We start from the raw sequence: 22,488 nt of genomic DNA on the forward strand, positions 1-22,488 counted from the left end.
CAAGCTTGGCGACTCCCGAATATGATGCAGTAGTGGTGGGTTCCGGCCCGAATGGGCTTGCGGCTGCTATTACCTTGCAGGAGTCGGGACTGTCGGTGCTGTTGATCGAGGGCAAGGAAACGATTGGAGGTGGTATGCGTACGGCCGAGCTGACGTTGCCTGGTTACCGCCACGATATCTGTTCGGCTGTGCATCCGATGGCATTGATGTCGCCGTTCTTTGAAAGATTGCCACTGGCCGATTTCGGATTGAAATTCGTTCAGCCCACGCATGACGCGGCACACCCGCTGGACGGCGGCCGCGTAGCTGTGCTCGACCAGTCGGTGGAATCTACGGCCAGGCAGCTCGGAGCGGATGGAGATACCTACCGTAAATGGATGGGGCATCTGCTGGAATCCGTTCCGAAGTTGTTACCCGATTTGCTCGGACCGCTGCAATGGCCGGCAGAGCCTTTCCGGTTGGTGGGTTTCGGGTTGCAGGCATTACCACCCGCTACCTGGACGGCCGGAAAATTCAAAACAGCCGAAGGACGCGCATTATGGGCCGGAATGGCCGCGCATTCGATTCAGCCGCTGGGCAATATCGCGACATCGGCCTTTGGTATTATGCTCATGGCGGCGGCGCACATCAAAGGCTGGGTGATTCCCGTGGGTGGGAGCCAAAGCATCGCGAATGCATTGGGTACCTATTACGAATCGCTCGGAGGGAAGATTCAGACGGGATGGATGGTCGGTTCGGTGGATGAGCTGCCTCCCGCTAAGGCCATTTTGTTGGACGTAACGCCGCGGCAACTGGTCCGCATTGCAGGCGACAGGCTGAGCTCTTCCTACAAAAGGCGCCTGGAAGCTTACCGGCATGGTCCGGGTGTTTTCAAAGTCGATTGGGCGCTGGATGAGCCCATTCCGTTCCAGCGAGAAGAATGCCGGGGGGCGGGTACCGTTCATTTGGGGAATACATTTGAAGAAATAGTGCGTTACGAGAGGAATGTAGGAAATGGAAAGCGCGGGGAAAAACCTTTTGCATTGGTAGCGCAGCAAAGCCTTTTTGACAAAACCCGGGCACCCGAAGGCAAACATACGGCATGGGCCTATTGCCACGTACCACACGGCGACGACCGCAATATGACCGCCGCCCTCGAAAGCCAGATCGAACGGTATGCGCCGGGCTTCAGGGATGTGATCAAGGCGAGGCACATGACCAATGCCAGCGCATTTGAACAATATAACCCGAATTATATCGGAGGTGATATTAACGGCGGTATCCAGGATGTGTGGCAGTTGTATTCACGACCCGTTCTGAGCATTTCGCCTTACCGTACGTCGGCGAAGGGCATTTACATCTGCTCGTCATCCACACCTCCGGGTGGGGGCGTGCATGGGATGTGCGGGTACCACGCCGCGCGGCAGGCGTTGAAGGATGTTTTCAAAGTTGAGTTAAAAAAAGCGTAACCGAGTTTTCAGGAATATGGAGTTTTCAATAAAGAGGTTTTGCGGATTGGCAGGCGTATTAGCCGTGACCTTATGGAGCTGCGGAAGCAAGCAAACCGCCGAGGAGAAACGCAAAGCCGACAGCCTCGCGGCCTGCATTGCCGACGGCATGCCTTCGCGTGCCGCTGCGATCCGTAATGCAAGCCTGGTGACTGAGGGAGCTGGCGACAGTACCAGCATGGTGTGGATACCCGGCGGGAAGTTCCTCATGGGGGCCGATGAGTTTCCGGACTCGCGCCCGATGCATGAGGTAACCGTGAATGGGTATTATATCGATGCCCACGAAGTAACCAATGCTGAATTTGCGGCGTTCGTCAAAGCGACTAATTACAAAACTGTTGCCGAACGTCCATTGAACCCGGCCGATTATCCGGGTGTGCCGGCGGACAAGCTGGTTCCAGGCTCGGCGGTGTTCACACCTACGCCTACACGCGTGAGCCTCGACAACCCGTTGCAATGGTGGAATTACGTTCCGGGCGCCAACTGGGCGCACCCGGAAGGACCATCCAGTTCGATCAAAGGCCGCGAAAACTATCCGGTTGTTCACGTGTCGTACGAAGATGCGGCCGCTTATGCGAAATGGGCCGGCAAAAGGCTTCCTACCGAGGCAGAATGGGAGTTTGCGGCACAAGGGGGCAAAGGAAACCATACCTATTACTGGGGCGATCAACTCAAACCCGGCGGTAAATGGGTGGCTAATATTTATCAGGGCAGCTTCCCCGACAAGAATACCAAAGAGGACGGCTATCTCACCGCCGCGCCCATCAAATCGTTTCCTGCAAATCCTTACGGTCTGTACGATATGGACGGAAATGTGTGGGAATGGTGCGAGGACCTTTATCGCCCGGATTATTATCAGAAAAGTCCGGCGGCAAACCCGAAAGGTCCATCCGATAGCTATGATCCGGACGAGCCGGGCGCAGTAAAACGCGTTCAGCGCGGAGGCTCGTTCCTTTGCAGCGACGACTATTGCATTCGTTACAAGGCAGGCAGCCGTGGCAAGGGAGAAGTGACCAGCGGGAGCAATAACCTCGGTTTCCGCTGCGTAATGGACAAGAAATAAAGTGATTACCAAATCGAAAATACTATGAGTGTGCGCTTTCTGACCGTACCGGGACTGGCGAGCTCAGGCCCGCAGCACTGGCAGACAATCTGGGAAGAGCAATATCCCGACCGCTTCGACCGCGTACAGCAGGCGAACTGGGACTGGCCCGTGAAACAGGATTGGGTGGCACAGCTGCAAAAGCAGATCAGTGAACTCACCGAGCCGACGGTCCTTATTGCGCACAGCCTGGGCTGCATTACCGTGGCACATTGGGCGCAGGAGTACAGTTCGGAGCTGATCAAAGGGGCATTACTTGTAGCCCCGGCGGATGCCGAGCTTTCCAAACGTTTGAATTTCGTGGTTGGTTTTACACCCATCCCCGTGCGTACGATCCCTTTCAAAACGATCGTGGTGGCGAGCACGGACGATATTTACGCGACAATAGGGCGATCGAAAGTGTTCGCGGCCAACTGGGGGAGCGATTTCGTGAATGTGGGTAAAAAGGGGCATATCAATGCTGTATCCGGGCTGGAAGATTGGGTCGACGGGAAGAGGATATTGGAGCGGTTCGACGGTGTGAAATTGCTGGAAGGCGAAGCAACGCACTCCTGACAACCGACGTATAGGATTGTTAAAGCCTGTTAATGATTTGTTAAGTGCTTTTTATTCTTTATATCTTTCAAAACAATTCTTCTACACTTTAAACGATTGAAATTATTATGAAAAGAATGTTTGTACTCGCAGCAGCTGGTTTGCTTTTCAATGTTGCTGCTATTGCCAACGGTCCTGGAAAGAATGCCGCCGACAAAACACTGAAGGTGGATCCGAAAGCGAGCACCATTAACTGGGGCGCCAAGAAAGTGACAGGAACACACGCGGGAACTGTGCCTCTGGAAAGCGGTACCCTCGTAGTTGATAACGACAAGCTCAAAGGAGGAAGTTTTGTAGCCGATATCAAATCACTGGTGGTAACCGACGTGAAAGACCAGGAAATGAACGGCAAACTGACCAATCACCTGAAAAGCGACGACTTTTTCTCGGTTGAAAAACACCCGCAGGCGAAGCTGGTGATTTCTTCTGTAACACCGAAAGGCGGCAATGCTTATGACGTAACAGGCAAGCTGACAATCAAGGGAATCACCCAGGAAGTGAAATTCCCTGCAACTGTGACGGCCGACGCTAAAAAGGTGACTGCGAACGCGAAAGTAAGCATCGACCGCACCAAATACGACATTAAGTTCCGTTCGACCAACTTCTTCGAAAACCTTGGCGACAAGGCGATCGACAACGATTTTACGCTGGACGTAAATTTGGTAGCGAACAAATAATCAGCGAATATTTAAAAGATATGAAATCCGGTTTGAGCGATCAGACCGGATTTTTTTTGATCTATATTTGGCAAATGTGATTTGATAACTGATAGAAAATCTATGAAAAATTTCATCGTGGGCCTTGCCATATGCACATCGATGGTCGTAGGACAGACATTTGCCCAAACTGAAAACAAGTTGCCCGAATGGGCGTTCGGCGGCTTTAAACGGCCTGCTGGCGTAAACCCGGTTATTTCTCCCGACAGTACTTCCCGTTTTTTCTGCCCGATGAACAAACGCCGGGTTGATTGGGAATCGAATGATACTTTCAATCCAGCGGCGACCATGAAAAATGGGAAGATCGTGGTGCTGTACCGTGCCGAGGACAAGGCCGGAAAGGCGATCGGCATGCGTACATCGCGCCTTGGATATGCCGAGAGTGAAGACGGGATCCGTTTCAAAAGGCGAAAGGAACCTGTGTTGTTCCCCGCCGAGGATAGCCAGAAAGCCAATGAATGGCCCGGCGGCTGCGAGGATCCGCGTGTAGCTGTTACGGAAGACGGCCTGTATGTGGTTGTTTACACGCAATGGAACAAAGACAAAGCACGCCTGGGCGTCGCCACATCCCGCGATTTGCTCAGATGGGAAAAGTATGGCCCGGTGTTCAGGGAGGCATACCATGGTAAATTCAATAATATCTGGACAAAATCGGGCTCGATCGTGACCAAACTGGTGGGGGATAGGCAGGTGATTGCGAAAATCAACGGGAAGTACTGGCTCTATTTCGGCGAAGCCAATGTAAATGTGGCAACTTCCACCGACCTCATCAACTGGGAACCTGTGGTGGATAGCAAAGGCGAATTGGTAAACCTGATCTCTCCAAGAAAGGGTTATTTTGACAGTAACCTCACCGAATGCGGCCCGCCGGCCATTCTCACCGACAATGGCATCGTGTTACTCTATAATGGCAAAAACGATAAAGGGGAGGACGGTGACAAGCGTTTTACGCCCAACAGTTACTGCGCCGGCCAGGTGTTGTTTGATAAAAATGACCCCACCAAGGTTCTCGCCCGTCTCGATACCCCTTTCTTCCGGCCAATGGAGCCATTTGAAAAGAGCGGTCAATATGTAGCGGGCACTGTTTTCATCGAAGGGATGGTATATTACAAGAAAAAATGGCTGCTCTACTACGGCTGCGCCGATTCGCGCGTAGGTGTGGCGGTTTACGATCCCGCCGCGAAAACTCCGGGTGATCCGCTGCCGTAAAGGCCGGTGCGAAGCTCTTGCTTCGTACCCACTATTCGTAGGCCTCCGGCCGGTCGGGAACCGTAAACGCGCATCGCGAATGCACGCGCAGAGCGGGAGCTCTGCAAATAAGAAGTCACGAAGCAGAGCTTCGCACCAGTGCGGGCAGGTTAGTACAGGATAGTGCATCAGATATTTTTAGGAATTTTTGGATATTAATTTCTGCTTTTTTAAGAGGGATTAGTATTGAAATAGCCCTTGCAGTAAGGGAAATCAGTTGTTCAGGAGTCACTAAACCTATAAATGCGATCAAAATGAGTTTCAGATTTATCAAGGCCGGAATGTTCATGGCCGCCATGATGACCCTCACCAGCCAGGTCGACACTTTTGCCCAAAAAAGTGAAAAAGGCTTCAAATCCATCTTCGACGGAAAATCACTCAAAGGCTGGGATGGAGATCCTAAATACTGGCGCGTTGAAAACGGCTCGCTCGTTGGCGAAATCACTCCTGAAACGCTTTTGAAAACCAACTCATTCATTATCTGGCGCGGCGGCGAACCTGCTGATTTCGAACTGAAAGGTTCGTTCAAGATCGCAACAGCCGGAAACTCGGGCATCAACTACCGCAGTGAGCAATTGACCGACGTGCCCTTCGCATTGAAAGGCTATCAGGCCGATATCGACGGCAAAAACAACTACACCGGGCAGAATTACGAAGAACGAAAGCGTACTACATTGGCTTATCGTGGCCAGAAAACGGTCATCAAAGAATATACCGGAGAAAAAACGCCGGAAGCTATCCGCAAGAATGTATCCAAGAATGCCTGGACCGGTTTTGAAGTGGTAGGCTCGCTCGGTTCTTCCGATTCTTTGAAGACATTGATCAAAAGCGAAGACTGGAACACTTTCCATCTCGTTGTGAAGGGAAATCACCTGCAACATTACATCAATGGCGTCCTGATGAGCGATGTTACCGATAACGACACGGTAAATGGAGCCAAAAAAGGCCTTTTAGGGGTACAGGTACACGTAGGGCCGCCTATGAAGGTGGAATACAAAGACCTGCGTATCAAACAATATTAATTAAAACATCGGCTCTCGGCTCTCGGCCGTCGGCTAATGCAAAACCATTAATGCAAAGCTTACAGCCTAAGGCTTAAAGCATAAAGCCTTGTTATGAATAAAATCGGATTTAATGTGCTGGCCTGGACGGCGGCAGTTTCGGACGACTTGTTTCCGATCATCGAACGACTGAAAAAGATTGGATACGACGGCGTCGAGTTTTATTTAGGCCCCCAGGAAGCTGCGGCTTACAAGCGAATGGGCAGTTTTGTCAAAGATCTGGGTCTTGAAACTACCGCGGTAATGACGCTCGGAGCCGAGGAAAACCCGGTGAATGATTCGGCCGAAGTGCGCGGACGAGGGCTCGACAAAATCAAATGGGCCATAGAACGCGCGCATGATCTCGGTTCGAAAGTGATTTGCGGGCCGTTCCACTCGGCGCATACCGTTTTCGTGAACCGCCCGGCCGAAGACCGTGAATATGCATTGGCCGGAGAAGTACTGAATGCCGCTGCCGATTATGCCGCGCAGGCAAACATTACATTCGCATTGGAAGCGCTCAACCGTTTCGAATGCTATTTGTGCAACACGATGGAGCAATTGCTCAAACTCGTTAAAGCGGCCGATCACCCGAATGTACGCGCGATGTTCGATACCCACCATTCCAATATCGAGGAGAAAAGCTACGGGGCAGCATTGCAAACGATCGCGCCTGTGCTCGCGCACGTGCACATCAGCGAGAACGATCGCGGCACGCCGGGTACAGGCCAGGTGAAGTGGGATGATGCATTCGCTGCGCTGGCGGCCATCAAATACGACGGCTGGCTGACTATCGAAGCATTCTCGCGCAACGATCCCGGTTTTGCGAATGCGATCGGCGTTTGGCGGGAATTCAACGAGCCCTGGGACATTGCCGAGAATGGCTACAAATTTATCCGCGAAATGGGCCTGAAACACGGGCTCTGATCAACCACCTTTTTCAGTCCGGGTTTATGAAGAATCTTTTGAAATCAATGCTGGTGCTCGGCATTGCCCTGATCACTTTCGGCTCCAAAGCACAGGACGATCCCTCAAAACATCGGGTCGTGTACAAGGGCGATAAGGGGCCTGGGGTAGGTAAAAATATCGTTTTCATCGCCACCGACCACGAGTACCGCGGCGAGGAGTCGCTTCCCGCGCTGGCGCGTATTATGGCCAAGCGTTACGGGTTCACGTGTACGGTCGTGTACGCGCTCGACGAGAACGGCTACATTCTTCCCGGCAGTTCCAATGTGAAAGGGCTCGACGTGCTCGACAAAGCCGACCTGATGGTGCTTTTCATGCGTTTCGCCCATTTCGAAGACAAGGAAATGCAGCATTTCGAGAAGTATCTCAAACGTGGCGGGCCCATTGTGGCATTCCGGACTTCCACCCACGCATTTGAAATCAAAAATGATCCGAAATGGGAGCATTATACCTGGAACTACAATGGCCCCAAAACGGCCTGGAAAGATGGTTTCGGGGAGTATATTCTGGGTGAAACCTGGGTGTCCCACTACGGAACGAACCACAAGCAATCTTCCAGAATCATCATTGACGAAGCGCAAAAAAATCACCCGATTATGCGTGGCGTGAAGGATATGTGGGTTCAATCGGGCGGCTATACGGCTGCTCCGAAAGGAACGGTACTTGCGAAAGGCCAGGTGTTGAACGGCATGACGGCCGATTCTCCTGCCGATCCTACCAAGGAGCTGCTGCCTGTTGCCTGGATCCGTGATTACCAAATGGAAGGTGGTAAAAAAGGCCGCGCATTCACCACAACCCACGGTGCTTCCGAAGATTTGCTGAACGAAGGTTTTAGGCGGATGGTCGTGAATGCGATGTTCTGGGGGCTGGGGCTTGAAAGCGCTATCAAACCGAGCAACGACATTGCATTTGTAGGGCCTTATAAACCCACGACATTCAATTTCAATGGGTATAAGGCGAATGTAAAGCCGTCGGACCTGGCGGGCTGGGATTCGCTGATCATGCCGGGTGAAGTGGTGAAGAAGAAGTCGAAGTGATTTTTAATTAATAGAAAATAAACGTTTAATGTCTCAGCAACTTCCATTTCGCTTTGGATCAGAGGTTTATACCTGGTTCATGAGCAACAGCGGCCAAACACACCAGGGCCGGTTAGGACATATGATCGAAGTCATCGCGAAAGCGGGATTTACGGGAATCCAGCCCATTTTTACCTGGATGGGCGACCTGCAAGACCCGGATCTGCTAGAAGCCAAACTGAAAGAACAAGGCATCGAACTGGCCGCATTGGCCCTCGCACTGGACTGGAATGAAGCCGAAGAGACAGACCGCGAACGCGAAGTGGCCGACCACGCGATCCGCGTGCTGCAGCGTTTCCCGGGGGCTGTACTGAATACCGTACAAATTCCGACGGGCAGACATAACATTGAAGAGCGCCAGAAACGCCTTGTGAATATCGTCAACACCGTTTCGCGCCGCGCTGCTGATAAAGGCGTGCCGTGCAGCTACCACCCCAACTCGCCGCATACCTCCATTATCCGCACAGAGGAAGATTACAAAATCGTACTCGAAGGTCTGGACGCATCCGTAACAGGCTGGACGCCAGATGTAGGCCATATCATCAACGGCGGTATGGACCCGCTCGCGAAAATGAAGGAATACCAGTCGCTGATTAACCATGTGCATTACAAAGACTGGGACGGAAACCCTGAATTTACGTTGATGGGCAAAGGTAAAGTCGACCTGCTGGGCGTGACCCAATGGCTGAAAGACATCAACTACAAAGGCTGGATCATCTGTGAAGACGAAGGCGAAGAAGCGCTGGAAGACCCGGATTTTGTGACCTTGCATGACGGGAAGTGGATTCAGGAGGAGTTAGTGCCGGGATTGCGGTAGGCTATAAGCGATAGGCTGTAAGCTTTAAGCCAAATTTTCAGAAATAGGTTATTACAAAAAAAGCATAGCTTATAGCCTAAGGCTTACAGCTTAAAGCAAACAACCAACTATGCCCACCATCAAAACCAACGGTATCAACTTTTACTACGAAGAACGCGGTTCCGGGGAGCCATTGCTGCTTATTATGGGCATTACCGCGCCGGGATCGGTGTGGAATGTGCACGTAGCGGATTGGAAACATCATTTCCGGTGCATTATCGGCGATAACCGCGGCGTGGGATTGACGGATAAACCTGCCGGGCCCTATTCGACCGAGCAAATGGCAGACGATTATGCCGGTTTGCTGGATTCGTTGGGTTTGGAGAATGTAAATGTGATAGGCTGTTCGATGGGTAGTACCATTGCCCAGCAGTTGGCGATTCGGCATCCTAAAAAGGTGAAGTCGTTGGTATTAATGTGCCCCTGGGCGCGTTGCGATAACTATGCGAAAGGCCTTTTTCAACACATTGCCAATGCCAAGGCCCGTTTCCGTCCGGAGGAGTTCAGCTTGTACATTCAGTTGCTGATCTTTTCAAAATCGTCTTGGGACGATGCGAAACAGCACGAAGACCTTGAAAACGGGCGACGCATCGACGCATTTAACCCATTTCCGCAGCCATTGCACGGCCTGGAAGGACAGGCGGCGGCTTGCATCAATCATAATGCATTGCCGGATCTGGGCAAGATTAATGCCCCGACATTGGTGATAGGCGGCAGGGAAGACATTTTCACGCCGGTATGGATGGCCGAAGAGGTTGCCGACGGTATTCCCGGTGCCGAGTTGTTCCTGTACGACAAGCTCGGACACGCATTCCATTTTGAAAATACAGAAGATTTCAATGCCCGCGTGCGAAATTGGCTGACCCGCGTACCGGTAGCCTGATCCCGCATTTTTCAAGTTAAAAGCATTAAAACGAGGCATTTTGCGCCTTTTTCAGATTTAGATAATTACAGGTTTAATTAAGATATAATGGAGATTGGCGATTCGAAAGGCATTGAAAAGCAAGCGGAAAACTGGAAAGTAAAAGTGTCGAACCACGCACAAGTGGGTGGTATTGAAACTTCCGTGCTGGATAATGGCGCTGGTCGTGGTACCCGCATTGCATGGATCAACACTGGTGGCGGATTGCGCTTCAAAGTCGTGATAGACCGGGCGATGGATATTGCAGAGGCTTTCTACAACCAGCATAGCCTGGCGTGGATCAGCCACGGCGGCGTTACCTCCCCGCAACCATTCTCGGATAAAGGCATCGACTGGCTCCGTACATTCGGTGGTGGCTTGCTCACTACCTGTGGCCTCTCGCACGCAGGCGGCCCTGAATCTGACAGCTTTGGCGACCGTGGTTTGCATGGTTTAATCGGTAACCAGCCTGCGGAAATCATTTCCATTATCCAGCCTGACCTACGCGCCGGCAAATATGAGATGAGCATTACCGGCATCATCCGTGAAACCCGCCCGTTCGGGCCGAGCCTGGAATTGAAAAGAACCATTTCAGCCACATTAGGCGAGGCGAAGCTGCGTATTCATGATGAGGTAATTAACAAAGCCAATACCGCGGCGCCGCACATGCTGCTGTACCATTTCAATTTTGGCTGGCCCATCGTCGACGAGGGTACCGACATTCTCTGGAACGGTCAATGGCGCCCGCGTTTTGAAGAAAATGCCAAAATTTTCAAAGAAGGTAATGCATTCAAAAAAGTACCTGCGCCGCTGGAAAGCCACCTCGGCAGCGGAGAAGAAGTAGCGTTGATAGATGTGGACGCCGATATTTTCGGTGACAGCATTTGCGGCCTGCATAACGAAAAGCTCGGGCTGGCCGTCGCATTGAAATTCAAAAAAGAACAACTACCCTGGCTCGCCAACTGGCAGCATTGGGGCAAAGGCGAATATGTGACCGGTATCGAGCCGAGCACGCATCCGCTTTCCGGGCAGGCAAAAGCACGTGAGGATGGGACGCTTATCTTCCTGCAACCCGAAGAAACGCGGGAGTACGATCTCGAACTGAGCGTGTTGACGGGGAAGGAGGAAATCGAGGAATTTGAATTGAAAGTGAATGTTTAGCGACAAGATCGACAACAGCACATTAACATACAGTAAAAATTTTAACTAAGTGTACCAAAAACCAATTCTTTAATACAAAAACAATGGGACTTTCAAGTATAGCTGAGAAGGCGTTGGAGCAGGGAAAGGGAATTTTGCGTTTGGCGCCGACATGGGTGCCGCGTTCGTTTTGCGTTCCCGGCCGCAGGATCAAATTGCACCCCGACGATTATTACATACTGGGTGGAGAACGTGGTGGTATCGATGAGCGTTGGTTGTCATCCACAACTCCTGCCGAAAATGGACCGCTTACCGGCGAAAATGAAGGTTTGAGCCAAATCGTTTTGGAGGATGAATCAGGGGTTCAAAAAGTGACATTGCGGGACGCGGTAGCAGAGCTGAAAGGTCAGATCATAGGCGACAGACTTTGGGATCAATACAAGAGCTGGCCTATGTACTCCAAGTTTTTTGACAATATGGGGCCGCTTCCGCATCACATTCACCACAGAGATGAGCACGCAGCGATGGTGGGACAGAATGGAAAGCCGGAAGCCTACTATTTCCCGCCTCAACTGAACAATCACGGTGGCGATTTTCCATACACATTCATTGGTATCGCTCCCGGTACGACCAAAGAGCAGATCAAAGAGTGTCTGATGAACTTCACCAAAGGCGATAATAAGATTACCAATTACTCCCAGGCATTTCGTCTGGAGCCAGGAACAGGCTGGGATGTGCCTCCTGGCATGTTGCACGCGCCGGGCAGCTTGTGTACCTATGAGCCTCAGAAAGCGTCGGATATTTTTGCCATGTATCAATCGCTTGTCAACGAAGCGGTTATTCCGGAGGAGTTGCTTTGGAAAGGAACGCCGAAAGACAGAATCGGCGATTATGACTTGTTGATGGACGTGATCGACTGGGATCTGAACGTCAATCCTAACCTGATGGAAAAGCACTTCATGCGTCCTAAGCCGGTAAAAGACGTTGCCGAGATGGAAGCAGAGGGATATAGTGAAAACTGGATTTGCTATAAAAACGAGGCTTACAGCGCTAAGGAACTGACCGTATTCCCGGGACAAACTGTGACCATTAAAGATGGTGGTGCATACGGAATGATCGTGATGCAGGGCCACGGTAAATTTGGTGTGTGGGATATCGAAACCCCAGCATTGATCCGCTATGGACAACTGACCAACGACGAATATTTCGTAACCGAAGCGGCTGCGATCGAAGGCGTTACGATCAGTAACCCATCGAAAACCGACCCGATCGTGATTTTGAAGCACTTCGGTCCGGGTAATCCTGATTTAGTATTGTAAGGGCTGTAAGCTATAAGCAGTAGGCTTTAAGCTCATGAGATGCTTGCAGCCTATCGCTTACAGCTTATAGCTTATAGCTTTTTTTCACCAGGCCAAGAGCTTACAGCCTAAGGCTTACAGCTTAAAGCCCTTATCTCTTAAACCATGCCTGAAAATAATTTCCCCAAGCTCCACAATGCCACATGGCCTGGTATCGTGGGCAAAGGTTCTGATTCGGAGCCGATTATTCCTTTTGACACATTGCTCGAAAAGACAGCCGCTGCGGAAGTGGACGGCGTGAAATTCGACGGCGTCGATATCGGTCTTTTCGACGAGCATATCGGCGAATACCTCAATGCAGCCGACGGCGGCAAGCGCTTGGCCGACAAACTGGCCGGCTATAACCTCGAAGCGGGAAGCCTCGTGGCGAACGTATGGGCTGGCTCGGCAATGGGCAGCAAGGAGGCCCGCGATACGTTTGTGGAGCAGGTACGTAAGGCATGCGAATTTGGCAAGCAACTCCGCGACGCAGGCATCCGCCATGGTGGTGTGATCCGTATCGACTCGGCCGCTTCTCCGGAAGCATGGTCGGCCGATCCGAAAGGGAACACCAAACAAATCGCAGAGACATTCCGCCGTGCCGCGGACGTGGCAGCCGATTTCGGTGAAAGACTGGCGGCCGAAGGCGAGATCTGCTGGGGCGGTATGCATAGCTGGAAAGCGATGATCGATACGCTCGAAGCAACGGATCGCCCGAATGTAGGTTTCCAGGCGGATATGTCGCATACATTCCTGTATCTGTTGGGCTACAATGCGCCGGAAGACCGCATTTTGCCAGCCGATTTCCAATGGAACGATCGGGCTACTCTGGATGAAGCATTCAAGAAAATGACTGCCGCGTTGCGTCCCTGGACCATCGATTTCCACGTTGCACAAAACGACGGGACCGTTCACGGAACAGGCTCACACGACAAAACCGGTCGCCACTGCCTCGCTACCGATCCGAATGGCAAACTTGATATCGTACACCACGCCGGCTTCTGGCTGCGTGACGAGAAGGGCGAACTCACAAGAGCATTCCGCCACATTTGCTGGGACGGCTGTATGTTCCCGAACGAGGTGATGTATAAGCAGCAAACCTGGAACGACATCCTCGCCGCGCTGGTACGCGTGCGCAATGCGCATGGGTGGATAGCGTAGTAGCTATAAGCTATAAGCTATAAGCTATAAGCTATAAGCTATAAGCTGTAAGCTTTTTTAGTTGTACTTCAATGAAGCTTAAAGCTTATAGCCTAATGCTTACAGCCTTCAAAAATATTCCCAAAACCTAAGGCTTAAAGCTTATAGCTTACAGCCTAAAGCATTTAAAACCAATGTCACAAAAAAAGCAAATCCGTGTTGCGCTGATCGGTTCCGGTTTGATGGGCCGCACGCATACCAATGGTTATAAAAGAATCGGGGACTTTTTCCCTGAACTCGAATACCGCCCGGTGCTGGCGGCTGTTTGCTCCCGCAACGAGGAGAAAGTGAAAGCTTTCGCCGAGCAATGGGGCTATGAATCGTACGAAACAGACTGGCGCAAAATCATCGAGCGCGACGATATCGACGCCGTAGACATTTGTACGCCGAACGATACGCACGCCGAGATCGCATTGGCAGCTGCCGCGAAAGGCAAAATGATCCTTTGCGAAAAGCCGCTTGCGCGTACGCTTGCAGAAGCGAAAACAATGGTGGACGCCATTGAAGCGGCTGGCGTGAAAAACACGGTCTGGTACAACTACCGCCGCGTGCCTGCGGTTACGCTGGCAAAACAAATTGTAGATTCAGGTAAACTGGGCCGTATTTTTCATTATCGTGCCAACTTCCTGCAAGACTGGACGATCAGCCCGGATGTACCACAGGGTGGAACGGCTACCTGGCGCCTCGACGTAGACGCAGCGGGTTCCGGCGTAACCGGCGACTTGTTGGCGCACTGTATCGATACTGCGATGTGGATCAATGGCGGGATCAAGGATGTGTCGGCGGTGGCTGAGACATTCATCAAAGAACGCAAGCATGCTGGCACAGGCGCGGTACAGAAAGTGGGTATCGACGACGCCTGTATTTTCCATTGCCATTTCGATAACGGCTCACTCGGCTTGTTCGAATCTACGCGTTATGCACGCGGTCATAAGGCGCTTTATACTTTTGAAATCAATGGCGAAAATGCTTCCATTCGCTGGGATTTGCACGATATGAATCGCCTCGAATACTTCGATCACGACGACCAGTCGATCGTGCGCGGATGGCGTTCTATCCTGGTTACTGACGGCGATCAGCCTTACATGAAGCGCTGGTGGATCCCTGGAACCAGCATTGGTTATGAGCATTCGTTCGTGCACCAGGCGGCTGATTTCTTCGAAAGCCTGCAGACAGGCAAGCCTTGCTCACCGACTTTCCGTGACGCTTACGAAACACAGAAAGTGTGCGAGGCGGTACTCGAATCGGCGGCCACCAAAAGCTGGAAAGATACCGGCGTACATTGGGAGGGTTAATCCAATAATCCACTTATAATCTGAGGCTTTAACCGGATCCTGCCATGCGGGAAAGGTTAAAGCCTCAGTTTCGATACTGCTATGTCCGATTATATTCTGAAGGTGAAGGGAATTTCCAAGTCATTCTCCGGTGTCAATGCGCTGGACAATATCCATTTTGACCTGAAAAAAGGCGAAGTACATGCCTTAATGGGCGAGAATGGGGCTGGAAAATCCACTTTCATGAAGATATTGATCGGCCTTGTTGCACCGGACTCCGGAGAGGTGTTGCTGGAAGGCGAAAACCTGACTGGCAGGAATGTGAATGAAACTTTGAAAAAAGGCATTTCCATGATTCATCAGGAGATCCTCATCATTCCGGAGCTGACGGTAGCACAGAATATTTTTCTGGGTAGAGAAAGAGAGGTTTCGGGAAAGAGCGGAATCCTTTCCGGTTGGCTGAATGATAATGAAACCAACCGGCAGGCAGCTGCATTGCTGGATCGAATGGGTGTTGATATCGCTCCGAAGGCGAAGATGAAAAACCTCAGCGTGGCGCAAATGCAAATGGTCGAAATCGCGAAGGCCATTTCGAATAATGCAAAAGTGATCATCATGGATGAGCCGACGTCGGCGATTTCGGATAAAGAGGTAGATACATTGTTCCAAATTATTCGTGATTTGAAAGCCGAGGGCGTCAGTATTATCTATATTTCCCATAAAATGGACGAGATATTCCGGATTTCGGACACCATTACGGTGCTTCGTGACGGGAAGTATATCGGGACAAAAAGTGCTGCTGAACTGGATCAGAATGCGTTGATCGCCATGATGGTGGGGCGGGAAATCGATCAGATGTTTCCGGAAGCGACGAGGCCGGTTGGGCAGGAAGTGCTTTCGGTGCGGAACCTGGGGAAAGCAGGCAAGTTTTCCAATATCAGTTTTAATGTAAAATCCGGTGAAATACTGGGATTAGCAGGACTGATGGGGGCGGGACGGACGGAAATCGCCAGGGCTATATTCGGGCTCGATCAATGGGATGAGGGGGAGGTTAAGATCAAAGAAATACCGCTTCGTGCGCGCACGCCGCGGGAAGCCATCGACCACGGCATCGGGTATGTGAGCGAGGACCGGAAAGGGCTCGGCTTTATTCCCCGAATGTCTGTCAAGGACAATATGACGCTCGCGAGCATGAACAATCACCGCAAAGGTGGTTTTATCGACACACTCAGCGAACAATCGGTCACCGAAAAAATGATCGCCGATTTGAAGATCAAAACGGCCGGTACCGGTCAGCATGTAACGTATTTGAGTGGGGGAAACCAGCAGAAGGTCGTCATTGGCAAAGTATTACTAGCGGCTCCCGAGATCATCATTCTCGACGAACCGACACGCGGTGTCGACGTCGGGGCGAAATTTGAAATTTATAAACTAATCCGCAGCCTCGCCGACCGCGGCATGGCGATTATCATGATATCATCGGAACTGCCGGAAATCCTGGGACTCAGCGACCGGATACTGGTGTTGTCCAAAGGCAAACAAACCGCATTGCTTTCGAAAGCGGAAGCGACGCAGGAGGTGATAATGCGGTATGCGGTAGCGTGATGGTTATAAGCCATAGGCTATAAGCTGTAGGCCGTAAGCAGTAAGCCAAAAGCATATAGCTTACAGCCTTCTGCTTACAGCATTAATTATATAAGCCATAGGCTATAAGCTGTAGGCCCTCAGCAGTAAGCCCAAAGCATATAGCTTACAGCCTACTGCTTACAGCATTAATTATATAAGCCATAGGCTATAAGCTGTAGGCCCTCAGCAGTAAGCCCAAAGCATATAGCTTACAGCCTACTGCTTACAGCATTAATTAAACGAACTCAAACAACAACTCGATTGCCGAAAGCCGACAGCCGAAGTACAATATGAACAGATTCTCCAAACTAGGCCAGTACGGCATCTTCCTCGCATTTGCATTGATATGCCTGGCGCTGGCATTGAGTACGCCTAAGTTTTTTACCGTTTCGAACTTGCTGATCATTGGTAACCAGGTGTCGATCAATGCATTGCTGGCATTTGGGGTCACTTTTGTGATTATCACGGGCGGTATAGACCTTTCGCTGGGCTCGATGGTGGCGGTAACCGGCGTGGCGGCTGCGAGTTTCGCGCATCCCGACACCTATCCATTGGTTGTACCGTTATTGGTAGGCCTCGCTGCTGGCTCGGCGATGGGGGCATTCAATGGGTTGGTGATCACGAAGAGCAAAGTGCCGCCATTCATCGTCACTTTAGGAACCATGACGATCGGTCGTGGACTTGCGTTGATTTTAAGTAAAGGGCGGCCTGTTTCCAACCTTTCCGACGCGTTCAATTTTATCGGCGGGGGAAACATTGCGGGCATACCCTTCCCGATCATCATTCTGCTTATAGCATTCGCGGTTTGTTCTATTGTTTTAAATAAAACCATTCTGGGGCGCTACATGTACGCGGTCGGAGGCAATGAGCCTGCTGCACGTGCGTCGGGTATACGTGTGAGCCGTGTTAAAATGTGGGTATATACCATTTGTGGATTGCTTTCTGCATTGGGAGGCATCCTGCTCACCTCTCGCATTACCACGGGGCAACCTAATGCCGGGGCGGGGTTTGAGCTGGATGCCATTGCGGCTGCGATTATCGGCGGTACAAGCACCTCGGGAGGGACTGGAACCATGACCGGCACGCTGATCGGCGCTCTGCTGATCGGAGTGATCAGCAACAGCCTTGATTTGTTGAATGTGACTTCCTATTACCAGCAAGTAGTGATGGGGGTGATTATCATCGGCGCGGTGGTGCTGGATGGGGTGGGGAAGAAGGATTGAACTGGGAAGATGGAGGAAGGAAGAGGGGTTTGAAGGTGATTTTAATGTAAAACATAATTTGACGGCCGACCGCCGATTACCAACAGCCTTATGAAACGTAATGCAATTTTCGCTACCCTTGTTGCCGCAGCTTTTTTGTGGGGCTGTAATAATCAGTCATCCGACAACGAGTCGGGATCGGAAGGGGGTAAAAAGCTGGTGATCGGGGCTACGATGCTGAGCATGCAAAACGAGTTTATCGTGAATGTGAGCGACGCCATGGAAGCGAAAGCGAAGGAAATGGGCGTGGAACTGATTACGGTGGACGCTGAACGTTCGGCGTTGAAGCAAGTGGAGCAGGTCGAGAGCTTTATCGGGCAGGGTGTGGACGCGATTATCATGAATCCCTGCGAAGTGGAAGCAAGTTCACCGGCGGTGAAACTGGCCATGGACGCGAAGATTCCCATTATCAATGTCAACTCCGAGACTTCCGCTAAGCCTACTGCATTTGTGGGTTCGGACGATACCGAGTCTGCGCGCATCGCGATGAAATACATTGCCGAAAAGCTGGGCGGCAAAGGGAACGTGCTGATGATGCACGGTTTCATGGGGCAGGCTGCCCAAATCCGGCGTGATAACGGCGCGAAGGAGATCCTCAAAGCCAATCCGGGTCTTAGGCTCCTCGCAGAACAAACCGGTGAATGGGATCGCGCCAAGGGAATGTCGCTTACCGAAAACTGGATCCAGTCCTACGGCGACAAAATCAACGCCATCTTTGCCCAGAATGACGAAATGGGTATGGGTGCCGTAAAAGCGCTGGAAGCAGCCGGGCTAAAAGGTAAGGTGCTGGTGGTAAGCGTAGATGCTATTCCCGACGCATTGCAAGCTGTTAAAAAAGGAACATTGGATGCCACTGTTTTCCAGAATGCCAAAGAGCAAGGCGGAAAAGCGATTGAAACCGCGGTGAAGGCGGCTAAGAAAGAGGCGTTTGAGAAGGAGGTGCTGATTCCTTTTCAGTTGGTGACGAAGGAGAATGCGGGGAATTTTTGAAGGTCATACACTCGTAACCTGGGCCGAGTACCAGAGACAAATCCTTACCTTCGAGAAATTTTACAGCCTCATCTATTTTAGCCTGGACGCACGCTTCAACTGTTGGATAGTATTTAACTTCCCTTGGACGTCTGCGTTTGTTTTTGTCTATTGTATCGTTCATACCGACCTCAATTTAATGAAGAATGCTTCATAGTGAGTGTTAATGCGGAATGGCTCGTTTACATAGCCATCCGTTCCATAAATTTCCAGAAAATTTTTGACTTTTGAAATCTCACGACTGATTACTGCCCGATACAATCTCGTGCGCGCGGGAGAATTTCCTCTGACAAGTACCGTTGCAGATGGATGGTTTTCGAGAAATTGATGCAGGCAATGTATAACGGTAGCCATAACCTTCGGCATATCTGCATTGTCACTGATGACAATATCCGATGTAGCTCCCTCCTGGTTAATGTCTGTCAGGGCGAGGTTGTACAGTTGAGCCGTCTTGTTTAGTATGGCAAATTCGATTCGTTTTTTAATACATTTAGTCTCGCTAATGCTTTCAAATTCAAATAGGCGACAGCTTTTTTGGGCTGTAACGGGATAAAATTCCAAATCCATACAATCGGGAGATAACGGCTACCATATCGAATGCAGGAAGTTGAGCGGTTGTATGTGTAGCAAATGTAAAATAATCCGGGCTTAAAAGTAAAACGCCACGCTCCCGGCCCTTTTACCCCCATATGGCATTTGCCAGTTTCCTAAAACCAATCAACATCACGAATGAACACTTTCAATATCAACCGTCGTAGTTTTCTCCACGGGGCCACGGCTGCATTGGCACTTTCAACTTTCGGAGCGCAGGGAATGGACCTGATCAATCCCGCCAAAACATGGCGTGTGGGGTTAATTGGGACCGGTTGGTATGGCAAGAGTGATCTTTTCAGATTGATTCAGGTTGCACCCGTGGAAGTGATCGCGCTTTGCGATGTGGATAAAAACCAGTTGAATGAAGCGGGTAAACTGGTGAGCCAGCGGCAGAAATCAGGCAAGACGCCAAAACTGTACGGCGACTACCAGAAAATGCTTGCGGAAAACCAATTGGACATAGTCCTGATCGGTACGCCTGATCACTGGCATGCGCTTCAGATGATCGACGCGGTGAAAGCAGGTGCGCACGTGTATGTGCAGAAGCCGATCAGCGTGGATGTGATGGAGGGCGAAGCAATGGTGGCCGCTGCGCGGAAATATAAAAAAGTAGTGCAGGTAGGAACGCAGCGGAAAAGCACACCGCATTTGATCGACGCCAAGAAGAATATCGTCGACGCTGGTTTGCTGGGCAAGATTTCACATGTCGAAATGTGCTGCTACTTCCATATGCGCGCCAATGGTAATCCTCCGGTAGAGGCGGTTCCCGATTACCTGGATTATGAAAAATGGACGGGCCCCGCGCCCCTGCGCCCGTACGACGGCTCGCCACATGTGCGCTGGTGGCGGACGTTCATGGAATACGGCAACGGCATCACGGGTGATATGTGCGTGCACATGTTCGACACGGTGCGCTGGATGCTGAAATTGGGATGGCCGAAAAAAATTACTTCGACGGGTGGTATTTATGTGCAGAAAGAAGGTAAGTCTAATATATCCGATACTCAATCAGCGATTTTCGAATACGATGGGCTGAACTGCGTATGGCAGCACCGCACCTGGGGTACGCCAAACAATCCTGATTACCCATGGTCATTTACGCTCTATGGAGAAAAGGGAACGCTCTGGGCGAGTACCATGGCTTACGATTTCATTCCGCAAGGAAAAGGCGAAAAGATCCATAAGGACGTTGTGTATGAAAAAGAAAAGTATCCGGAGGACCTGAAAGAAGACAAGATCGAGCTGAATGCAGCACCCGCGACGCGCCTGCATATGCTCGACTTCCTGAACGCGATCGAGCAGAGCAGCAGGCCGGTAGCAGACATCGAAGAAGGTCATATTTCGACAGCGAGCTGCATTTTGGCAAATCTTTCGATGAAAACAGGCCGTTCGATTGTTTATGACCCAATAAAACGCGAAATTGTGGGAGATAGAGAAGCGAATGCGTTACTGGCCCGCGCCTACCGGGCTCCTTACAAACATCCTGACTATAGACACGTCTAGGATAGGTCATTAAAGTTCGTGGTCCCTTATATATTCCCAGTACATCGCGTCCGGCAAAATCCGGGCGCGTTTTTGTTTTCAGCGTACTTTTTCCGGATATTCCGTGCAACAGGAGAAGGGCGACGCGGGTAATGGTAAAAAGAAGTACGGAGGTAATGCAAACGTTTGAAACAGGCCATAATAAGTAATTTCGCCGATCGATATATCTATTTTATTTGTTTATAAGTTTAATAGATGTTTCATAGGTATTTAAACCATTTGCCCTCTGAAACTGTCAGACTAGCATAACAATAACCAAACGTTCCAAAACACGATGAAAACCATAGTGAAGTTGATAAAATCCGCTGGTATGGCGGTTGTGGCGGGTGTATTCATGATGGCATGCAGCAATGCCCTTCAAGTGAGCTACGATTACGACTCCTCAGTGAACCTGAAACAATTCAAAACCTTCAAGGTGGAGGCTGAGCATAATATCGAGCAAGACCCGTTGCTGGGCAGCGAACTGAACAGGCGCCGGTTGGGTGACGCCGTGGTAGAGGTAATGGAAGCCAAAGGCTACAAAATGGACCAGCAGAATCCTGAGATTATCGTGCGATTTATGACGGATGTGAAAGACCGTCAGCAAGTGCGCTCCAACAATATGTACTCGCCGTATATGTGGTGGTATGGAGGCGGCAATAATATTTCTACCTACAATTACCAGGAAAGCCGCTTCATCCTCAACATTTATCAGAAATCCACCGAGCGAATGGTATGGCAGGGCTGGGCTTCCGGCAAAGTGAAGGCGCCAACGAAGAAAGAAGATCAGAATACGATGATCAAAAACACGATGGCGGACATCCTCCGTTCTTTCCCGCAAGCAACGCTGGATACTTACAGCAGGAAGTGATGCAAGTATTGATCATAGATGCCGGACGCAAGTCCGGCATCTATGATCAATACTAATCTTCTTTCATTCCGGTTTCCTCCATTCGGATCCGGAGATGTTCTTCCGACGTGGGTTCGTCTATGGGGTAATGCTCCTCTTCATATTGATTGATCAGCAGCGCCAGAACATCTGCCTCTTTGGCCTCGTTGCTTCCGATCGGTGCATCAAAAAGTTGATCAAGGCGCATTATTGCGTCGTTATATTCTTCCTCCGTTTCGATCAGTTTTACATCTACCATCTCCTAAATTGTCTTTGCGTTAATCTTGTCGTACGCTGCGTGCGTTCCGAGCCATTTGATCATGATTCGCTTGTGCTCAAAACTGATGCGCGTGACCATTCGGTACTTATTCCCTTTTATGATGAAGATAACCCTGGCGTCTGCAATCAGGTCTGAACTTCTGAAATCAGCTTTCACGGTGTTGTAATCCTTCCATTCTGCTTTTCTAACTGTCTTGAACCAGGACGTGAGATAAGGCTTTGCGTCAGGATGAATTTCGTAAAATTCTTTCAATTTTCTGAAACTGATCACATTCATGAAATAGTGTGTATCATTTTAAAATAAAGCGGAAAAGTTGGCCTGACGACCACTTCTCCGCTCCGATGAACAAA

22 protein-coding genes are annotated in these 22,488 nt (G+C 50.6%); 19 read left to right on the forward strand and 3 right to left on the reverse strand.

What is annotated here, in order from left to right; translation table 11 throughout:
• Positions 1 to 5: 5 nt before the first annotated feature.
• The 17 genes from J7619_RS28485 (at position 6) to J7619_RS28565 (ending at position 18,815) form a co-directional block, all read left to right on the forward strand.
• Positions 6 to 1,448: an NAD(P)/FAD-dependent oxidoreductase gene (locus tag J7619_RS28485; protein ID WP_291207298.1), complete on the forward strand. Its 1,443-nt coding sequence runs from the start codon at positions 6 to 8 to the stop codon at positions 1,446 to 1,448.
• A gap of 16 nt (positions 1,449 to 1,464) precedes the next feature.
• Positions 1,465 to 2,550 carry a formylglycine-generating enzyme family protein gene (locus J7619_RS28490; protein WP_291207300.1) on the forward strand — a complete coding sequence of 362 codons (1,086 nt, stop codon included), beginning with the start codon at positions 1,465 to 1,467 and terminating at the stop codon, positions 2,548 to 2,550.
• A gap of 24 nt (positions 2,551 to 2,574) precedes the next feature.
• Positions 2,575 to 3,144, forward strand: a complete 570-nt coding sequence (locus J7619_RS28495; protein WP_291207304.1) for an alpha/beta hydrolase — start codon at positions 2,575 to 2,577, stop codon at positions 3,142 to 3,144.
• Between the two features lie 116 nt (positions 3,145 to 3,260).
• Complete coding sequence (locus tag J7619_RS28500) at positions 3,261 to 3,860, forward strand: YceI family protein (RefSeq protein ID WP_409012777.1); 600 nt, start codon at positions 3,261 to 3,263, stop codon at positions 3,858 to 3,860.
• 102 nt (positions 3,861 to 3,962) lie between these two features.
• Entirely contained in the window at positions 3,963 to 5,108 is a 1,146-nt protein-coding gene (locus tag J7619_RS28505; RefSeq protein WP_291207309.1) for a glycoside hydrolase family 130 protein, read from the forward strand.
• A 320-nt stretch (positions 5,109 to 5,428) separates the two neighbouring features.
• Positions 5,429 to 6,169 carry a DUF1080 domain-containing protein gene (locus J7619_RS28510; protein ID WP_291207723.1) on the forward strand — a complete coding sequence of 247 codons (741 nt, stop codon included), beginning with the start codon at positions 5,429 to 5,431 and terminating at the stop codon, positions 6,167 to 6,169.
• A gap of 93 nt (positions 6,170 to 6,262) precedes the next feature.
• Complete coding sequence (locus J7619_RS28515) at positions 6,263 to 7,114, forward strand: sugar phosphate isomerase/epimerase (RefSeq protein ID WP_291207311.1); 852 nt, start codon at positions 6,263 to 6,265, stop codon at positions 7,112 to 7,114.
• Positions 7,115 to 7,140: 26 nt separating this feature from the next.
• Positions 7,141 to 8,190, forward strand: coding sequence for a ThuA domain-containing protein (locus J7619_RS28520; protein ID WP_291207314.1), 1,050 nt, complete (start codon positions 7,141 to 7,143; stop codon positions 8,188 to 8,190).
• A gap of 28 nt (positions 8,191 to 8,218) precedes the next feature.
• A complete protein-coding gene (locus tag J7619_RS28525; RefSeq protein WP_291207317.1) occupies positions 8,219 to 9,046 on the forward strand; it encodes a sugar phosphate isomerase/epimerase in 828 nt (275 codons plus the stop codon).
• 109 nt (positions 9,047 to 9,155) lie between these two features.
• Positions 9,156 to 9,968: an alpha/beta fold hydrolase gene (locus J7619_RS28530; protein ID WP_291207320.1), complete on the forward strand. Its 813-nt coding sequence runs from the start codon at positions 9,156 to 9,158 to the stop codon at positions 9,966 to 9,968.
• Positions 9,969 to 10,055: 87 nt separating this feature from the next.
• Complete coding sequence (locus tag J7619_RS28535; protein ID WP_291207324.1) at positions 10,056 to 11,147, forward strand: aldose 1-epimerase family protein; 1,092 nt, start codon at positions 10,056 to 10,058, stop codon at positions 11,145 to 11,147.
• A gap of 83 nt (positions 11,148 to 11,230) precedes the next feature.
• A complete protein-coding gene (locus J7619_RS28540) occupies positions 11,231 to 12,445 on the forward strand; it encodes a class I mannose-6-phosphate isomerase (protein ID WP_291207327.1) in 1,215 nt (404 codons plus the stop codon).
• Positions 12,446 to 12,589: 144 nt separating this feature from the next.
• On the forward strand, positions 12,590 to 13,624 hold the full coding sequence (locus tag J7619_RS28545; protein ID WP_291207329.1) for a TIM barrel protein: 1,035 nt from the start codon (positions 12,590 to 12,592) through the stop codon (positions 13,622 to 13,624).
• Between the two features lie 173 nt (positions 13,625 to 13,797).
• On the forward strand, positions 13,798 to 14,958 hold the full coding sequence (locus tag J7619_RS28550) for a Gfo/Idh/MocA family protein (RefSeq protein ID WP_291207332.1): 1,161 nt from the start codon (positions 13,798 to 13,800) through the stop codon (positions 14,956 to 14,958).
• Between the two features lie 81 nt (positions 14,959 to 15,039).
• The gene (locus J7619_RS28555) at positions 15,040 to 16,542 is read left to right on the forward strand and encodes a sugar ABC transporter ATP-binding protein (protein WP_291207336.1); all 1,503 of its coding nucleotides are present in this window, start codon (positions 15,040 to 15,042) and stop codon (positions 16,540 to 16,542) included.
• A gap of 311 nt (positions 16,543 to 16,853) precedes the next feature.
• On the forward strand, positions 16,854 to 17,786 hold the full coding sequence (locus tag J7619_RS28560; protein WP_291207339.1) for an ABC transporter permease: 933 nt from the start codon (positions 16,854 to 16,856) through the stop codon (positions 17,784 to 17,786).
• A 90-nt stretch (positions 17,787 to 17,876) separates the two neighbouring features.
• Positions 17,877 to 18,815 (forward strand): sugar ABC transporter substrate-binding protein, encoded by a 939-nt coding sequence (locus J7619_RS28565; RefSeq protein WP_291207342.1) that lies wholly within the window; start codon positions 17,877 to 17,879, stop codon positions 18,813 to 18,815.
• A gap of 159 nt (positions 18,816 to 18,974) precedes the next feature.
• Here J7619_RS28565 and J7619_RS28570 read toward each other — a convergent pair whose 3' ends face one another.
• Entirely contained in the window at positions 18,975 to 19,421 is a 447-nt protein-coding gene (locus J7619_RS28570) for a DUF6934 family protein (protein WP_291207345.1), read from the reverse strand.
• Between the two features lie 162 nt (positions 19,422 to 19,583).
• Here J7619_RS28570 and J7619_RS28575 point away from each other — a divergent pair, with 162 nt between their 5' ends.
• Positions 19,584 to 20,951 carry a Gfo/Idh/MocA family protein gene (locus J7619_RS28575; RefSeq protein WP_291207347.1) on the forward strand — a complete coding sequence of 456 codons (1,368 nt, stop codon included), beginning with the start codon at positions 19,584 to 19,586 and terminating at the stop codon, positions 20,949 to 20,951.
• Between the two features lie 313 nt (positions 20,952 to 21,264).
• Positions 21,265 to 21,840: a DUF4136 domain-containing protein gene (locus tag J7619_RS28580; protein WP_291207349.1), complete on the forward strand. Its 576-nt coding sequence runs from the start codon at positions 21,265 to 21,267 to the stop codon at positions 21,838 to 21,840.
• Between the two features lie 52 nt (positions 21,841 to 21,892).
• Here the strand turns inward: J7619_RS28580 and J7619_RS28585 are convergent, their stop codons facing one another.
• Both J7619_RS28585 and J7619_RS28590 read right to left on the reverse strand, forming a co-directional pair.
• Entirely contained in the window at positions 21,893 to 22,117 is a 225-nt protein-coding gene (locus J7619_RS28585) for a hypothetical protein (protein ID WP_291207352.1), read from the reverse strand.
• 3 nt (positions 22,118 to 22,120) lie between these two features.
• On the reverse strand, positions 22,121 to 22,414 hold the full coding sequence (locus J7619_RS28590; RefSeq protein WP_291207355.1) for a type II toxin-antitoxin system HigB family toxin: 294 nt from the start codon (positions 22,412 to 22,414) through the stop codon (positions 22,121 to 22,123).
• Between the last annotated feature and the right edge of the window lie 74 nt (positions 22,415 to 22,488).

It is taken from the genome of Dyadobacter sp. (assembly GCF_017744695.1).
In the GTDB taxonomy this organism is placed as follows: Bacteria; Bacteroidota; Bacteroidia; order Cytophagales; family Spirosomataceae; genus Dyadobacter.

Excerpts from the sequence above, each read along its gene's own strand:
- J7619_RS28550 (WP_291207332.1), top strand. The coding sequence starts at position 13,798 with ATGTCACAAAAAAAGCAAATCCGTGTTGCGCTGATCGGTTCCGGTTTG.
- J7619_RS28520 (WP_291207314.1), top strand. The coding sequence starts at position 7,141 with ATGAAGAATCTTTTGAAATCAATGCTGGTGCTCGGCATTGCCCTGATC.
- J7619_RS28570 (WP_291207345.1), bottom strand. The coding sequence starts at position 19,421 with ATGGATTTGGAATTTTATCCCGTTACAGCCCAAAAAAGCTGTCGCCTA.
- J7619_RS28580 (WP_291207349.1), top strand. The coding sequence starts at position 21,265 with ATGAAAACCATAGTGAAGTTGATAAAATCCGCTGGTATGGCGGTTGTG.
- J7619_RS28530 (WP_291207320.1), top strand. The coding sequence starts at position 9,156 with ATGCCCACCATCAAAACCAACGGTATCAACTTTTACTACGAAGAACGC.
- J7619_RS28545 (WP_291207329.1), top strand. The coding sequence starts at position 12,590 with ATGCCTGAAAATAATTTCCCCAAGCTCCACAATGCCACATGGCCTGGT.
- J7619_RS28505 (WP_291207309.1), top strand. The coding sequence starts at position 3,963 with ATGAAAAATTTCATCGTGGGCCTTGCCATATGCACATCGATGGTCGTA.
- J7619_RS28575 (WP_291207347.1), top strand. The coding sequence starts at position 19,584 with ATGAACACTTTCAATATCAACCGTCGTAGTTTTCTCCACGGGGCCACG.
- J7619_RS28585 (WP_291207352.1), bottom strand. The coding sequence starts at position 22,117 with ATGGTAGATGTAAAACTGATCGAAACGGAGGAAGAATATAACGACGCA.
- J7619_RS28590 (WP_291207355.1), bottom strand. The coding sequence starts at position 22,414 with ATGAATGTGATCAGTTTCAGAAAATTGAAAGAATTTTACGAAATTCAT.
- J7619_RS28560 (WP_291207339.1), top strand. The coding sequence starts at position 16,854 with ATGAACAGATTCTCCAAACTAGGCCAGTACGGCATCTTCCTCGCATTT.
- J7619_RS28510 (WP_291207723.1), top strand. The coding sequence starts at position 5,429 with ATGTTCATGGCCGCCATGATGACCCTCACCAGCCAGGTCGACACTTTT.
- J7619_RS28515 (WP_291207311.1), top strand. The coding sequence starts at position 6,263 with ATGAATAAAATCGGATTTAATGTGCTGGCCTGGACGGCGGCAGTTTCG.
- J7619_RS28495 (WP_291207304.1), top strand. The coding sequence starts at position 2,575 with ATGAGTGTGCGCTTTCTGACCGTACCGGGACTGGCGAGCTCAGGCCCG.
- J7619_RS28540 (WP_291207327.1), top strand. The coding sequence starts at position 11,231 with ATGGGACTTTCAAGTATAGCTGAGAAGGCGTTGGAGCAGGGAAAGGGA.
- J7619_RS28490 (WP_291207300.1), top strand. The coding sequence starts at position 1,465 with ATGGAGTTTTCAATAAAGAGGTTTTGCGGATTGGCAGGCGTATTAGCC.
- J7619_RS28565 (WP_291207342.1), top strand. The coding sequence starts at position 17,877 with ATGAAACGTAATGCAATTTTCGCTACCCTTGTTGCCGCAGCTTTTTTG.
- J7619_RS28525 (WP_291207317.1), top strand. The coding sequence starts at position 8,219 with ATGTCTCAGCAACTTCCATTTCGCTTTGGATCAGAGGTTTATACCTGG.
- J7619_RS28500 (WP_409012777.1), top strand. The coding sequence starts at position 3,261 with ATGTTTGTACTCGCAGCAGCTGGTTTGCTTTTCAATGTTGCTGCTATT.
- J7619_RS28535 (WP_291207324.1), top strand. The coding sequence starts at position 10,056 with ATGGAGATTGGCGATTCGAAAGGCATTGAAAAGCAAGCGGAAAACTGG.
- J7619_RS28555 (WP_291207336.1), top strand. The coding sequence starts at position 15,040 with ATGTCCGATTATATTCTGAAGGTGAAGGGAATTTCCAAGTCATTCTCC.